Here is a 15,721-nt window from a genome sequence, read left to right as displayed (position 1 = left end):
CACGATGATGCATCCGTTTGATGAACGTGAGGCCCGCAAGGCGTATGTACGCCGCCGTCAGACCATCGTTTTCTCCATCAGCGGCACGCTGCTGGCCATCTTCCTGGTCGTCGCCGTGCTGTTCAACTTCCATATCTTCGGGCTTGGAGAGGTCTCCACCGCCCGAACCGCGCCGAACTTCGGCAATGCCGCTCCGTGTGCCGTCAAAGACGCCAACGGCAAGGCCACCTATGCGGCGAACGCTTCCGTGGGCGTGCGCGTGCTGAACGGCACCGACCATCTTGGTTTCGCCAAGGCGGTGGGCGGCGCGCTCACCAATCGCGGCTTCAGTGTGCAGAGCATCGAGAACTATTCGAGCACCAGCGTGGAGCGCACCACCATCTACTTCGGCAAGAACGCGATCAATCAGGCCTATACGCTGGCCGGCAACTTCACCGATGCCACAATGATCATGACGGCGCGCGAAGATCAGCTCATCGACGTGGTGATCGGCGCCACGTTCTCGGATTTGCAGGACACCGAATCCTCGCCGAAGTCCGGCAAGGAAATCACCAACATCGAAGGCTGCAAGGCAGCCGACAGCATGACCAAGCTGCCCGCGGACACCAAGCACGACGCATACACCACGCAGAGCGACGCGCAGTGATGCGGTTGCCCGTAGACATGCGGTAACGCCGCGATACGCGCAGGCACGACGAAAACAGTGGCCCGGTGAGCGATGCAATATGCAATGCTCACCGGGCCACACTGTTGTTATGCGCTACAGGTCTCTCGTCTCGTAAATCTCAGACCCCTTCGGCGACCTCTTCGGCGTACCAGCGCTTCAACTCGGCCACCGCCACATCATGCTCCACCGGCCCGTTATCGAGACGGTAATCCAGCATGTGCTTGTAGGCGCGGCCGATCATCGGACCGGGTTCCAGACCCAGCAGGGCCATAATCTCGTTGCCGTCCAGGTCGGGACGGATGGCGTCGAAGTCTTCCTTGCGCTTGAGCTCGCGAACGCGCTCTTCCATCTCATCCATGGCATGCGCGAAAATCGCCGCCTTGCGCTTGTTCTGCGTGGTGGCGTCCGCGCGGGTCAAACGGTTGAGCCGCTCATACAAATGGCCGGAATCCTTGACGTAGCGGCGCACGGCCGAATCGGTCCACGGCTCATCCACATAGCCGTGGAACCGCAGGTGCATGTTCACCAGTTCGGACACGTCATCCACCACATGATGGTCGAAGCGCAGCGCCTTCAACCGCTTGCGGGTCATTTTGGCACCCACCGCATCGTGATGATGGAAGCTCACCTTGCCGCCCGGCTCGAATCGACGGGTTTTCGGCTTGCCGATGTCGTGCATCACCGCAGCGAGGCGCAACGTCAGATCAGGAGCCGGCACCGGGCCGTCCGGACCGGTTTCCAATGCGATCGCGCGCTCCAGCACCATCATCGTGTGCTCGAATACATCCTTATGCCGATGATGTTCATCGATCTGCAACTGCAGCGCCGGAATCTCCGGGAAGACGATATCCGCCAAGCCGGATTCGACCAACGCCTCCAGTCCGGCGCGCGGACGGTCGGACAGCAGCAGTTTGGTCAGCTCATCGCGCACGCGCTCGGCGGAGACGATCTCGATACGGTCGCGCATCGACGTAATCGCTTCGGCGGCATCGGGAGCGATACTGAAGCCGAGTTGCGCCACGAAACGCACCGCACGCATCATACGCAGCGGATCATCGTCAAAGGACTGGCGCGGGTCCACCGGCGTACGCAACACGCCTTTGGCCAGATCGTTGGCGCCGCCGAACGGGTCGACGAACTCAAGATCCGGCACGCGCAGGGCCATCGCGTTGACGGTGAAGTCACGACGGGACAGATCGCCTTCCAGAGTGTCGCCATAGTTGACTTCCGGCTTGCGTGAATCCGGATCATAGGTGTCCGAACGGTAGGTGGTGACCTCCACCTTCACTTCGGTGCCGTCGGCACGCCGGCGCATGGCACCCAACGTACCGAACTTGCGGCCCATATCCCAGAAGCCGTCACGGCCCCACCGACGCAGTATCGGCTCAAACTGCTCCGGCCGCGCCGATGAGCAGAAGTCCAAATCGTGGCTGGGCCGATGCAACAGCAAATCCCTGACCGGGCCGCCGACCAACGCCAGCTCATAGCCCTGCTGTGCAAACAATCGGCCAAGTTCGATGGCTTCGGGCCATACTTCGAAATCCAATGGGCGCCTTTCCGTATGCGACGTTTTTCTGCCCTACCAGCATACCGTTACCCCACCTGCACACGGGGTTGAGTAAGGTGGAGAACATGATTACGCCCGCCGACCTTGCCCGCATGCTGGGGCAAACACCCGATTCGGCGGTCAACCATACCCAAGACAAGCTGCTGTATACCTCGCAAACACCGCAGAATTCCGCCGATTATGGGGATTATGAGGTTCAGGAGGCCACCGGCGACTTCGCCGTCGCGTCGGCAGATGATGCCGGCGAGGCCGCCGACGAACCGCGGTCGGCGGAAGGACACATCCCGACACCGCAGCCGACGCATCCGCAGCCGCCGACGCCGGCAACCGTGTTCGGCATGCACGCCACCGTCACCATCGCCACCCCGAACGAGACGATCGTGGGGCAGGTCGATGGCATCGCCGGTGCCGTGGCCCCGGAAATCGCTCCGGCGGACACCCGCCCGACGCCGGCCAACGTCTTCGGCAAACTTGCCGACGGCCAACGCAAACCGGCGGTTCCCCAAGACCCGCAGCGCAACCTGCAGACGGTGAAGGGTCTTCAGGAACTGCAGCATCAGTCGCATCCGGCCGACCGCGCGAACAAGTCGCCGGCAGCCGTCACGCCGGCGCATATCGCCTCATCCACCGCCGCGCGCATGGCCAAGGTGCATGCCGCGTCAACGGCGCCGAGCGGCCCGACGCCGGCCATGATGCCGCAGCGTCGCGCCACGGACGGTCCCACCACGTTCGCTTCGCTGGATGCGCAGGAACTGCCGGTGGTGCGCGAATATTCGGCCGGTGGGCTGATTTTCGACGACCGCAACCGCGTGGCCATCATCGCCCGTCATTCGCGTTCCGGACATCTGGAATGGTGTCTGCCCAAGGGCCATATCGAAAAAGGTGAGACCCCGCAGCAGACCGCCGTGCGCGAAGTGCATGAGGAAACCGGCATTCTGGGTGAAGTCATCGACTCCATCGCCACCATCGACTACTGGTTCACCGGCACCACGCAGCGCGTACACAAGCTGGTCCATCACTTTGCGCTGCGGCAGATCGGCGGCGAACTGACCGTGGACGGCGACCCCGATCACGAGGCGGAAGACGCCATCTGGGTGCGTTTCGATGATCTGGATGACGTATTGAGCTATCCGAACGAGCGGAAAATCGCATGGTTGTACGCCAGAAAGAAGAACAGGCAGGCAAACGAGTGAACCTACCCGGAGTCTCACGATACGGCAAACGTCTGGCCCGATCGTTGGCGGCAGGACTCGCCATTATGGCGATGCTCGCCTCACCGACCCTCGCCAAGGCGAATGATACGGACGATCCCGCCACGGCAACGGACGGCACCACAACCAGCCAGGCCGAGGCACAAGCCGACTATGACATCACCATCGACCAGGCCACACCTGTCGTCACCGCCAAGTCGGGCTACCATATCACCTTCACCATCACCAATCACACGAATCAGGCCACTGAGGCGGGCACTGCATACCTGAACACCAATCTGCTGTTCACGTTCGTTTCGCGCACCGACATGCAGAATTGGGCGGAACATACGGCAGGCATCCCCACTCCCGACTCTTTGGGAACAGTGCAGGTGCCGGCGATCGCCGCCAACGGCAGCGCTACGGCCAGCATCAACGTGAGCACCAGCCAACAGACGTTGGCGGCCCTCGCCAGCTGGGGACCAAAGCCCCTGATGCTCTCCTATATCACCGGCAATCAGCTGCTCGCCGCACTGCCCACCTTCCTGACCCGATCGTCCGACGGACTGACCACCGCACAGACTCCGGCCATGAACCTGACCGTAGCCGTACCGTTCACCTCGTCCGCCTGGGAAGTCGACGAGGACGCGGTGAAACAGCGTATTGCGGAAACCGATGAAGCCGGCGACAGCTCAAGTTCATCGTCCAAACAATCGGATGACACGAGCACCGCGAACAACGACTCCGGCAAATCGGCCGTGACGGAAGACGGCAAAGCAGCGGCACCGGCAACGCCGAAATCGTCCGAAAAGGACGGCGCTCAATCGTCACCGTCGTCCGCTGGCGCTGGCGCCGTTGCCACCGATACGGTCGCCCGGGCCATCACCCTGTCCGGCAACGATGCCGACACCGCTGGCGAGCTGGGCCAGACGTTCGCCAAGCATCGATCGCTGCAGGTGGTCGCAGACCCGCAATATCTGCAGGAATCCGCCGTACAGCCGTCCATTGCGGCCATCATGCAGCCTTCCGACTTCGACATCACCACGTACGCCGCGGTCGGCGATGACGAGGCGTACCGCAAGGCCGGCATCTCCACGGAACAGTGGAACGCCGACCGGGCCACATCGCTGTATGAGGCGAGCGGAAAAACCGAGGAATCCACTCCCATCGCCTGGCAAGGCAGCGGCCCCTGGACGCTGGACGCCCTGACCGCCGCCCGCACGCAGGGCTACAGCACGGTGATCGCCGACGCCTCATTCGACGCCGACCAGACCGACGCCGTACACACCGGCACGTATGTGGTGAATACGGATGCCGGCGATGTCACTGTGCTCAAAGAGCAGGCTGTGCTGGGCACGCTCGCCAAGGGGCAGGCCACCAGCGATACGGCCGCCGCCGAAACCAGCGACGCCGGTCGCCTGGCCCGTCTGATGGCCCAGAGCGCCTTCTACCAGATGGAACAGCCGTACACCTCGCGTTATCTGTTGATGACCTTCTCCCGCAGCGATTCGGCGGCATGGATCGATGCGGTGATGAGCGCCCTGGAGCAGGCCTCTTGGCTCAATCTCACGGATCTCGATACGATGACCCAGGCCGAGCCGTACAGCGTAAGCAGTGAGGTCAACGTCGATGATTCGAAGGCCGCAGAGGTCACGGCCACACATTCGACCTTGAACCAGCTGGCCAACAGCCGCGCCGATATCATGCGCATGGCCGGCTCGATTTTGAAGAACGAGCTCAATTCCAGCGAAGCCTCGTCGCTCGATCCTCAAGCGCTGGCCCGTCACGATGCGAGCAGCACCGCCACGCACACCAGTGATCCGACGGCTTGGATCGGCTCGTTGCTGGCCATTCACGACGATATGGCGGTCCGCGCGTTGACCGGTGCCGCCGATACCGATGCGTCCACCCGCATGACGACGGGCGCGCAGACGCTGGCCAGCGATCTGCTCAACAGCGTGCATATCAATCCGTCCGAATCGGTTTCGGTATTCAGCGAATCCGCGAAAATGCCGATTACCATCAGCAACGATCTGCCGTACGCCGTGCATATTCGAGTCAATTCGATCACCGATTCCATGCAGATCGTCACCTCGCGTGACGCCGAGGTGAGCATTCCCGCGCACAGCGACGCTCAGGTGACGTTCACCATCCGCGTGTCCACATCCGGCTCCACTACAGCGCATGTGACCATGACGGACCGTGAGGGCAATAGCTTCGGCAATACGCAGAACACCGCCATCACCAGCGTGATGCGCATCAGCGACGCCTCCGGTTTCATCATCATCGGCTTCGCCGTACTGCTGGGCATTGTTGGCTTGTGGCGTCAATTCCACCGTAAGAAGGATCCCGACGAATGAGTTCTAGCGTTGGCCGTAATTCGTTGATCATGGCCTCCGGCACTGCGGCGAGCCGCATTACCGGGCAGTTGCGCACCATCCTTCTGGCTGCGGCCATCGGCACCACCGGTTTGGCGGCCAACGCCTATCAGGCCGGTTCGATGATTCCGCAGTCGGTGTTTACGTTGGTGTCCGGCGGTATTTTCAACGCCGTACTGGTGCCGCAGATCGTGCGCACGATGAAGGAAGAGGATGCGCAGGAACGCCTGAACCGACTCATTACGTTGGCGATCGGTCTGTTGCTGGCCATGACGCTGCTGATGACCGCCTGTGCACCGTTGCTGACCATGCTGTACGTGGGTGGCGGCGACCATCAGATGATGGCGCTCACCACCGCTTTCACGCTCTGGTGCATGCCGCAGGTGTTCTTCTACGGCCTGTATACAGTGTTGGGGCAGATTCTGGCTGCGCGCGACCATTTCGCCACCTATGCGTGGAGTTCCACCGGTGCGAATGTGATCAGCTGCGCCGGTTTCACCGCGTTCATCATGCTGTTCGGCAAAGCCAATGAGCAGCCGCTCGACTTCTGGACGGCGGATAAGATCGCGCTGACCGCTGGAACCTGGACGCTGGGTGTGGCGTTCCAAGCATTGATTCTGTTCGTGCCTTTGGCTCGTCTGGGATTCAAATACCGGCCCAGTTTCGGGTTGAGCGGCTTCGGTTTGAAGGCCATGGGCCCGGTGGCGCTGGGATCGCTCGGCGTGGTGATCTCCAGCGAGTTGTGTGGCATCGTACTCTCCCGCGTGACCACAATGGCGCCGCAGTACGCCCATGAACTGACCGGGGCAAGCTTGTTCACCGTAGCCGGCAATGCCACCTATCAGAACGCTTACACGCTGTTCATCCTGCCGTATTCGCTGATCGCCGTCTCCGTTTCGACAGCCATATTCCCGAAGATCTCCCGCGCGGTGGCCAACAACGATCTCGACGAGGCCCGTCATGATCTGGGCAGCGCCTTGTCGAACGTGGGTTTGCTGCTGACGTTCTTCGGCACCGCGATGGTGGTCTTCCCCGAGCCGATTATTCGTGCGCTGCTGCCGTCGGTGTCGATGAATGAGACGATGCTGATCGCCTATGCGCTGGTGGCATTGGCCATCGGCACCCCGATGGGCGCGGCGTTCCTGCTGATTCAGCGCACATTCTATGCGTTTGAAGACGGCTTGCACCCCTTCCTGTCCGCATTGGTGCAGTACACGATCACCGCAGTGCTGATCGTGGGCGGAACGACAATGCTGCCGCCGGAACATTGGGTGACATGGAGCACCTGTGCAGTGACCATCAGCTCCATGGTGGCGCTGCCGGTGATGGTGGCCATGCTGCGCAAACGATTCGGCGGGTATCTGGGTGGTCGTGCCGTCGCGCTGACCTATGGCAAGGCGCTGGCGGCGGCCGTTGTGGCCGGAGCGGTCACATGGTTGGTCAAGCAACCGCTGACGGTGCTGTTCGGCGTACGTATTCAACCGGTCGGCGGCCACATGAGCTGGTTCTCCGCAATCGGCATATGCGTGGTGCTTACCGTGGTGCTGTCCGTAGTATATGTGGCGATGCTGTGGGTGCTGCGCACCCCGGAGCTGAAGGCGTTTATGCGCTCGTTGCGTGCGCGGTTCGGGCGAAACGGCGAGGCCGGCGACGGCGCTGCGGCCAGCGCTGAGTCTGCATCGGATGCCGCTGCGGCAACCGACGTCCGCGATATCGCGAAGCCGGAGTCGCTGCCGGCAGACGCCGCAGCCGACTCCGGCTCTGCCGGCCCGACGGATTCAGCCAAACCGAACGCATCATCGGCCCTGTCCATTTCATCCCCGAGGACCATGCGCAAGGCCAGCCCGACGGATAGAATGTCAACGTTACGTTTCAATACCACCAACAATCGTACGGAGTCTGACGAACCCATGAAACCGCATCTGGGAGATACCATTCTCAACCGATACACGCTGGTCTCCTCGTTGCGTGAGGAACCTGGCCTCGAAGCGTGGAAGGCCAACGACCGCGTGCTGGCTCGGGATTGCCAGCTGTTCATCATTTCGGATCGCGGTGCGTTCGCCGCCGTCAACGAACTTGCCGGCCAGATCACGGCCAACAAACCCAATCGAGTCTCCCCGGTACTCAAGTATCGTATGGAATCCGGCGTGATGCTGATCATCATGCCGTTGGACGAGGGTCAGTCCCTCACCGAATACTTCGGCGATGCCGGCAAGCCGCTGAGCTACAGCGCCATGCATTCCATTCTGGGCGAATGCACCGATGTGATGCGCTCGACGCTCGCTTCCGCAAGCAGCCTCGCGATCAATACGGACACGGTTCGCGTCACGACTTCCGGAGTGCAGATCGCCGATGCTCCCTGTACTCCGATGATTGTGGATACCTGCGGCGTCACTGCGCAGGACAGCCCCGAACGTCACGCCATCCGTCAGTTGGCGGCCTTGCTGTACGCCATGCTGACTCACGCCCCGGTACGTGCCGGTCAGACGTTCGATCTGGCCCAGCTTCCGGCGGATACGCCCGGCGAATTCCGCGTGATCTGCAAGCGCGGACTGGAGCTCAGCGAGTCTGACGAGCATACGCTGCCTATGGCCACACTGGTGGAGCTTGAGGCGCTGCTCGGCGACTGGAAGCCGCTGAACGAACTGGACGGCGCAGACATCGCGCTGTCGAGCATTGAGGGACGTTCCTCCATCGGCACGGCGGCGCTCAAGCCTGTTGAGCCGGCGCATATCGTGGCCATGCCCAGCACGCTGGTGGACCGCACGCAACTGCCTGAGCTCTCTATTGGCGCAGCAGGTGCCGCCGCCGGCATCGCCGGGGCCGCCGGTGTAGCCGGAGGTGCCGTACCGCTGCCGGAAGGCAAGCAGGATGCACGCCGTCTCTTTGACTTCAATCTGTCTGACGCCTGGCAGCACGAGAATCTTTCCGGCGAAGATACCGGCGACTGGTACAACGAGATGAATCCGGCACCCACCGGCGGCCCGGGAGACAACTCCCGACTCACTGTACCGATTGCGGTAGGCGGGCTGAGCGATACCACCGTGGGTGAAACCACCAGCCGCATCCCGGTGTTCGACGCTTCAGGCCGTGAAGTAATGCCTGGCGAGGAGTCCCTGCGCGCTCTGGAAGAGGAGCAGGCACGCATCGCCGAGGTCAGCGCAGTGCCGCCAAGCTTCGAACCGAAAGAGACTACCGGCAACACCCGTGCAGACAACAAGCTTCCCGACGAGCATCTGCTCGGCACCTTCACCACGAAGGCGGTAGCCATCGTGGTGGCGCTGGTGCTGGTGATCGCCGCCGCGTTCTGGGCGGTGCACGCCTTCCAGTCAAGCGGCGTCAACCCGGCAGACCCGCAGTCCAATACCGCGGAAGGCGAGTGGCCGGATATCGATGCCAACGACGTGCCGTTCGGCAGCAATACTTCCGGCACTTCCGGTGACGAGACCGACAGCACTTCGTCCGATACGTCGACCGACTCCTCCAGCAGCAGCACGAAGTCGGAATCGACGGACACTTCGACGTCGACCGACAAGGACCAGAGCAAGTCGGACCAGACGGACACCTCGGAGTCCCAGAAGTCCACCTCGAAGAAGAAGACCACGGCCGATAAGGACGCCAAGGCTGTGCCGACGCCACGTCACGTGAACAACACGGCGTACACCATCGCCAGCGCGAACTTCCTGACCAATCCGGGCGGCCAGCAGGGATACGCCTACCATCTGCACCTCGATCAGGCGCATGACGTATACCGCATGACCGTCACCATCCGCACCTCCGGCGGCACCGGCTACATCCGCGCGAACACCACCGAAGACCCCACAAAGGGCGAACAGGTGGCCAAGTTCACGTTCGCGGAAGGCGGCACCACCGAAGTCAAGTTCGACAAGACGATCAACACCCAGGATCTGATCCTGTGGGTGCCGGTCGACAGTTTGCCGCAGAACCAGCTGTACATTCAGAAGGTGGAGGTCTTCTGATCGTTCGGCAGCGAACGTGGGCTGAATACTGTATTGCGTGTGCGTGAGTGGGGCGTCTTCCTGGTGCGGAAGGCGCCCCGCTCGCGTTCTTGCGCTGTGTGACGTGACTTTCCCCGCTCATCCCCGCGAATGATGATGGCCTCTGATCATCAGCGGTAGACTGACGGTAGGCCGGAAGAAGGGGGTGCCCGATGTCCCGCAGCGAAGATGAGAACTACGATTTTTTCGGTGACGAGCAGTACGACGATGTGCGCCGAGCCACAAGGGCCAATGGCCGTTCCCGCAGTAGACGAGCCGTTCGGCCAGCGCTGAAAACCAGCAGTCCAGCATCGCGATTGTTCAGCAGACTTGCCGCAGTCAGCGGCGTGCTGGCGGTATTGGTTGCGCTTGCCTCGGATGTGCATGAAATAGCCCCGGATGCAGTGCCGGCCATGACCGGAGTGCCGGGCCGCTATATCGCGTTGACGGCGGCAGTGCTGATCGCCGTAACGGTGCTGATGGTGATTACCGCACGGGCGACCATGCCCAAATATGCCACGCATGGGGGCGTCGGAGCCGGCGGCATCGTTGCGCTGGTGGCGGCGATGCTCTGTCTGACGGTCGGAGTGGCCGTGGGTGTGCTGTTTCCGGAAGGGCTTATCCACCAGTCGAATGACAAGGCACCGGTAGACGACACCTCCCAGATGGAGCAGGGCATAGAGCAGGCGGCCGGAGCATGCACCGGCGGATGGCAGGGACTGGATACCGGCGGTGTTCCCGGAGTGACCACCGTGCAGATGTGCGCCGAGCCACGCGTGGCGTTCGTCTCCTTCGAGTCACCGGCCGCTGCGGCTGTAGGGGCGCCTCCGATGCGTAGCGGCATCGTCTCGCTGCTGAACCAGTACAGCACGGACGAGCGGGCGCAAGGCGACTGGCAGTTGCTCAGCGGCGAACGGTGGATGGTGTTCGGCGAGAACGAGGCGATGACCGCCTTGCAGCAGCAGTGGGGAGGCACGATGGAAGCGATGAGCGCTTCGGACGCATCGGCGGCGGAATAATCGCCATACCCATCATCGAAAACTTCTATATTGAGACAGTATGAGCGAAGCAACGAACAGCACGCACCCTGCGCGCGGCCGCGCATCCACCACGGTTCCAGGTCATTTTGGCGACCCGCTCACCGTTGAGCATGTCACGACCTCACGCGGTGGATTCGATCAACATCCCACGCATCCGATGTTCCTCTGCCTGCATGGCTGGGGTTCCAACGAGGACGATATGGCGGATATCATGCGCCTGATCGCCCCATATAACGATTTCGTATCCCTGCGGGGCCCGCTGACGCTCGCCGAACCGGACGCCGGTGACGCTGCCGGCACGGCCGCTGGAACCGCCCGTGATCCCGGCAATTACGCGTGGCTGCATGACGCGCTGCCCATCGGCGAGGATCTCGACCATGACGCCTACGCCGCCGCGCTGGCCGTGGACCAGTGGGTGTCGGCCAATATTCCGGCTGATCGGCCTGTGGTGCCGCTGGGCTTCTCCCAAGGTGGGCTGGTGGCTGTTCATCTGTTGCGCATCAATCCTGAACGCTATCGTGCCGTCATCTCCCTGTCCGGATTCAACGCGCCCGGCCAGGTACCCGGCACCGCACCCGCCGACGATCGGCTGGCGGACTTCGACATTCCGGTGTTCTACGCGTACGGCAAGCTCGACGGCGTGATCCCCAAATACGAATTGTTCGCCGCCGCCGCTTGGCTGGAGGAGCATACCTGGCTGAAGACCAAAAGCTACCACGGACTCGACCATAACGTCAGTCTGGAGGAATTCGCCGATCTGCGGCAGTGGCTGCTCGACAACGACATCACCTCCGGCGTGCTGTAGCGGCCGGCGCTGCTGATCGTCGGGCGTGGCGCGGCGGCTGATTGCCGTAACACACAGCTCCAGCTTCCGGTGCGGGATACAGTGCGGGCTGCGGAAAACCGGCCCGAAGCCTTTGTATGTGCGCGGTTTTAACGTATACCGCGCGAACTTACAAAGGTTTTTGAGGCGTCAATCCTTTGTATGTGCGCGTACCCCTTCGTTAGCGCGCGAACTTACAAAGGATTCGTCGCTGATTGTTGCGCGAAACGGACGGCAACGCCCGTTTGCCACCCGACCGGTCATAGACTGGGCAGCGTGAGTGAAGCGAACACCAGCACCAGCCGCACTGGCGGCGTATCACAGGTTGACGGCCTTCAGGAGAACCATCTGGACGAGTCCCCGCGCGGCCTGATCATCATGGCCGTAGTGGGCGTGGCCGTCGGCATCCTGTCCGGACTGTTCGGCATCGGCGGCGGCACGGTGATCGTGCCCGCATTGGTATGGCTGGGACTTACGCAACGGCATGCGGCCGCGACTTCGATGATGGCGATCGTGCCGACCGCGGTTTCCGGTGTGGTTTCGTATGCGATGGAAGGCGACGTGGATTGGGTCGCTGCCGCGCTGGTGTTCTGCGGCATGTTCGTAGGCGGGCAGATTGGCTCCTGGCTGCTGTCCAAGCTACCCGAGCTGGTGTTGCGATGGGCGTTCGTGCTGTTTCTGGTGTTCGTGATCGTGAATCAGGCGATGTCGAATCCCTCACGTGACGCACGTATCGTGATGCATGCCGGCACGATTGCCGGGCTGGTGGCGTTCGGCCTGATTGCCGGCATATTGGCCGGTCTGCTGGGCATCGGCGGCGGAGCGATATGCGTACCGGCGCTGTCGATTCTGTTCGGAGCCAGCGATCTGATCGCGCGCGGCACTTCGTTACTGGCCATGTTCCCGAACGCCATCACCACGTCGGTGGCCAATGTGCGGCGGCATCTAGTGCATGTGAAGGCCGCGCTGATCATCGGCATTACGGCGGCCATCACCGCGCCGCTCGGCACATGGATTGCCGCCGCCGTCAGCCCGCGCGCCGGCGCGATCCTGTTCACCGTCTACCTGTGTGTGCTGCTGGTTCGCTCCCTATGGGTGGCGATACAGGCCATACGCCGATAAGTCCGAGCCATGAGCGCACAGTCCAATGGACTGTGCGTAAGTGAGGGGAGCGGCTGTGCCGCGACGGTCATGCAGGTCAGATGCCGGAATCGGCATCGACTTGCATGACATAAATATTGCGTCTCAACGTACGCATCTGAGCACGGCTGATATCGCCGGCTTCAAACATGTCCTGAATCACACCCAGTTCAATACCGTAACTTTCGCGCTTCACATCATCAATCTGCTGAATTACCTCAGCACTACCGGTCATGTTCGGACGGGCCTGCAGCGAGGCTTCAGCGCGACGGTAATCAAGCAGCAGCGCCGAGCAGTGTTCGGTGTTGTACGTATCCTGACCCATTTCGTCCAGCAGTTTGCCGATGACGTGATGAATCGCCTCGACCTGAATTTCGCGCGTACGGGCGAAAATCTGGTCTTCGCTCACCAGCGGCGTGGTGTGACGGATCTTGGAGATCGTGCGCTTGGTGAGATTGCCGATACGACGCTGCAGCATACGGCCGCGGCCACGAATCTGCGATACCGTATGTCCGGAGCTCGAATCGGTGGACGCGTGGCGCAGCGTGTTCATGATCTGGTCGAGCATACGCTCGCACGCTTCGACGTTCAGTTCCTGCGTGGCCTCGTCCGCCGCCGGATGCGCGCGGGTTTCGGCCAGGCGGTCACGCACGAACTCCTTCTCCCAATGCAGCGCTTCGATTTGCAAACGCTCCAAGCCTTGCGGATCGGATTCGCCGATGCGTTGCTTGAGACGGCTGATGCGCTTGGTGTACTGGTCGATCACCATCAGCACGGCACGGCGATTGTCGGGCGTGATTCGGCCGGTCAGTTCCTCCACGGTGGAGCGCAGCACTTCGATGGTGATCGGCACCATTTCGGCAGTGGTGTCTTTGCCTCGGTTCGGCGCGAGCAATGGCAGCAGGAAGTTGGCCAGCAGCAGGGTCATGACGATGACGCCGGAGGCGATGAAGATCAGTTCGTCACGCATCGGGAACGGCACGCCGCTCGCCAAGTAGTACGGGATGGTGAACATCAGTGAGAGGGTGATGGTGCCTTTCGGGCCGCCGAAGGTCATCACGGCGGCCGATCTCCACCGTTCGATGGTCATCGGACGACGACGACCGGTCGCCGTGTCTCGGGCGATGCGCAGCATGGCGCTCACCCAGATGAATCGCAGCACGATCACCACGGCCGTGACCAGCACGATGATGCCGATCAGTTTCGCGTTGCTGATATGAGGATCGGACCAGCTGGCTTCCATTGCTCCCGGCAACTGCATGCCCAGCAGGATGAACACCGCACCGTTGAGGGAGAAGCTCAGCACACCCCACACTGAACCGGATACGATATTCGTGCGTGCCACATTCGGCCCCACGCCAGTGCGATCGAAACGCATGAACAGGCCGGCTGCGACTACGGCCAGAATGCCGGACACGTGGAATTCTTCAGCGCCCAGATACAGCAGGAATGGCAGGAACAACTCCATCAGAATACGGGTGGTGGTGGTTTCCCAACCCAGCGAGCGCACGGTTTCAAACACCCAGTTGGCGAGCGCGCCGACGATCAAGCCGAACAGCGTGCCGCAGATGAATGAAAAGACGAATTCGCCGGCGGCCTGTCCTACGGCGAAGTCTCCGGTGAATGCCGCAGCGAGTGCGAACTGGAAGCCGACGATGCCCGACGCGTCGTTGAAGAGCGATTCGCCTTTGAGCACACCTCGTTGACGCTGTGTCAAGGATGCCTCTTTGCCGAGCGAGCTTACCGCCACGGCGTCGGTCGGGCCAAGTGCGGCACCCAATGCCAGCGCAGCCGCCAACGTGATTGCCGGCCAGACCGCGTGCAGGATGAATCCGACCGCAGCCATGGTGGCGATCGCCAGTCCTATGGCCAGCGAAAGGCTGAGTTTCAACGTTTTCAGCAAGGCTGACTTGTCGATTTCATGCGCTTCCAGATAGAGCAACGGAGCGATGAAGAGCACCATGAACAGCTCTGGGTCCAGACTCGCATTGGGGAAGAACGGCAGATAGGTCACCAGCACGCCAAGCAGAATCTGCACCAGAGGCGTGGAGACTTTGGGGATGAAGCGACTGATAAACGAACTCAGCACCACAGCTGCGATGATGCACACAATGAGTTTGAATACCGCCATACTTCGCTTCCACCCTCTCTATGGTGAGCGGCGGAAACCGCTGCTCGTCGCTCCCGCACGAATCTGCGGAGTGCAGGTTTTCGTGTAACAGCCAAAGTATAGGAAACCTGTTGCTACAACGCGTTAAGCCGTGCGCCGAAGCATACGGTTTAGACTCGTCGTATGCATGATAAGGACGCGATGCTCAAGGCGTTGGAGCTGGCCCGTACCGCCGCGGCGGCCGGCGATGTACCGGTCGGTGCCGTGGTGCTCGACGCTGATGGCGCGATTATCGGCCGCGGTTACAACACGCGCGAAAACCACGGCGACCCGCTGGCCCACGCCGAGATTCTTGCGATGCGCGAAGCCGCCCAGTTCCGCGCCCTCCATGCGGCAGACGGGCTCGCGTCGTCAGGACCAGTTGCGTCAACGGCAACGGCGTCAAGAGGAAAAGCCGCGGAGGTAATCGGTGCATCGCCGGACGGCTTGGCAGGCAACGTCGCCAGCGGGGAAACGTCCGCGGCGAGCATCGGACCGACGGCGCGCGCGTGGAATCTTGCCGATTGCACGTTGGTGGTCACGCTTGAACCATGCCCGATGTGTGCGGGCGCATGTATCCAGACGCATATCGGCCGCATCGTGTTCGGCGCGTGGGACGCCAAACTCGGCGCCTGCGGTTCGGTCTGGGACATCCCCCGCGACCCGCATGTGGGCCACACCCCCGAGGTATACGGCGGCATCCTCGAACGCGACTGCCAAGCGATCCTCACCGCCTTCTTCGCCGCCCGCCGATAGCCCCCCCCTGCAC

The 15,721-nt window shown here is 62.0% G+C and carries 10 protein-coding genes; 8 read left to right on the top strand and 2 right to left on the bottom strand.

Annotated features, from left to right (window positions below):
• The first annotated feature begins 4 nt into the window (after positions 1-4).
• Positions 5-646 carry a LytR C-terminal domain-containing protein gene (locus G1C97_RS11110; RefSeq protein ID WP_169241803.1) on the top strand — a complete coding sequence of 214 codons (642 nt, stop codon included), beginning with the start codon at positions 5-7 and terminating at the stop codon, positions 644-646.
• Between the two features lie 139 nt (positions 647-785).
• On the opposite strand, the gene G1C97_RS11105 is transcribed toward G1C97_RS11110, so the two are convergent.
• Positions 786-2,213 carry a CCA tRNA nucleotidyltransferase gene (locus G1C97_RS11105; protein ID WP_169241802.1) on the bottom strand — a complete coding sequence of 476 codons (1,428 nt, stop codon included), beginning with the start codon at positions 2,211-2,213 and terminating at the stop codon, positions 786-788.
• 359 nt (positions 2,214-2,572) lie between these two features.
• Between G1C97_RS11105 and G1C97_RS12425 the strand changes: the two genes are divergently transcribed.
• The 6 genes from G1C97_RS12425 (at position 2,573) to G1C97_RS11075 (ending at position 12,785) form a co-directional block, all read left to right on the top strand.
• Entirely contained in the window at positions 2,573-3,427 is an 855-nt protein-coding gene (locus G1C97_RS12425) for an NUDIX hydrolase (protein WP_417852235.1), read from the top strand.
• 65 nt (positions 3,428-3,492) lie between these two features.
• Positions 3,493-5,784 carry a DUF6049 family protein gene (locus G1C97_RS11095; RefSeq protein WP_169241814.1) on the top strand — a complete coding sequence of 764 codons (2,292 nt, stop codon included), beginning with the start codon at positions 3,493-3,495 and terminating at the stop codon, positions 5,782-5,784.
• Positions 5,781-9,782, top strand: coding sequence for a murein biosynthesis integral membrane protein MurJ (locus tag G1C97_RS11090; protein ID WP_169241800.1), 4,002 nt, complete (start codon positions 5,781-5,783; stop codon positions 9,780-9,782). The genes G1C97_RS11095 and G1C97_RS11090 overlap by 4 nt, the downstream gene beginning before the upstream one ends.
• Positions 9,783-9,973: 191 nt before the next feature.
• Positions 9,974-10,819: a hypothetical protein gene (locus tag G1C97_RS11085; protein ID WP_169241799.1), complete on the top strand. Its 846-nt coding sequence runs from the start codon at positions 9,974-9,976 to the stop codon at positions 10,817-10,819.
• A 40-nt stretch (positions 10,820-10,859) separates the two neighbouring features.
• Entirely contained in the window at positions 10,860-11,645 is a 786-nt protein-coding gene (locus tag G1C97_RS11080) for an alpha/beta hydrolase (protein ID WP_169241798.1), read from the top strand.
• A gap of 396 nt (positions 11,646-12,041) precedes the next feature.
• A complete protein-coding gene (locus G1C97_RS11075) occupies positions 12,042-12,785 on the top strand; it encodes a sulfite exporter TauE/SafE family protein (protein ID WP_417852234.1) in 744 nt (247 codons plus the stop codon).
• A gap of 76 nt (positions 12,786-12,861) precedes the next feature.
• On the opposite strand, the gene G1C97_RS11070 is transcribed toward G1C97_RS11075, so the two are convergent.
• On the bottom strand, positions 12,862-14,934 hold the full coding sequence (locus tag G1C97_RS11070; RefSeq protein ID WP_169241796.1) for a Na+/H+ antiporter: 2,073 nt from the start codon (positions 14,932-14,934) through the stop codon (positions 12,862-12,864).
• 162 nt (positions 14,935-15,096) lie between these two features.
• Here G1C97_RS11070 and G1C97_RS11065 point away from each other — a divergent pair, with 162 nt between their 5' ends.
• Positions 15,097-15,708, top strand: coding sequence for a nucleoside deaminase (locus tag G1C97_RS11065; protein WP_169241795.1), 612 nt, complete (start codon positions 15,097-15,099; stop codon positions 15,706-15,708).
• The last annotated feature ends 13 nt before the right edge of the window (positions 15,709-15,721 follow it).

It is taken from the genome of Bifidobacterium olomucense (genome assembly GCF_012932375.1).
Taxonomy (GTDB): Bacteria; Actinomycetota; Actinomycetes; order Actinomycetales; family Bifidobacteriaceae; genus Bifidobacterium; species Bifidobacterium olomucense.
This window is presented reverse-complemented; position numbering and strand designations above follow the sequence as displayed.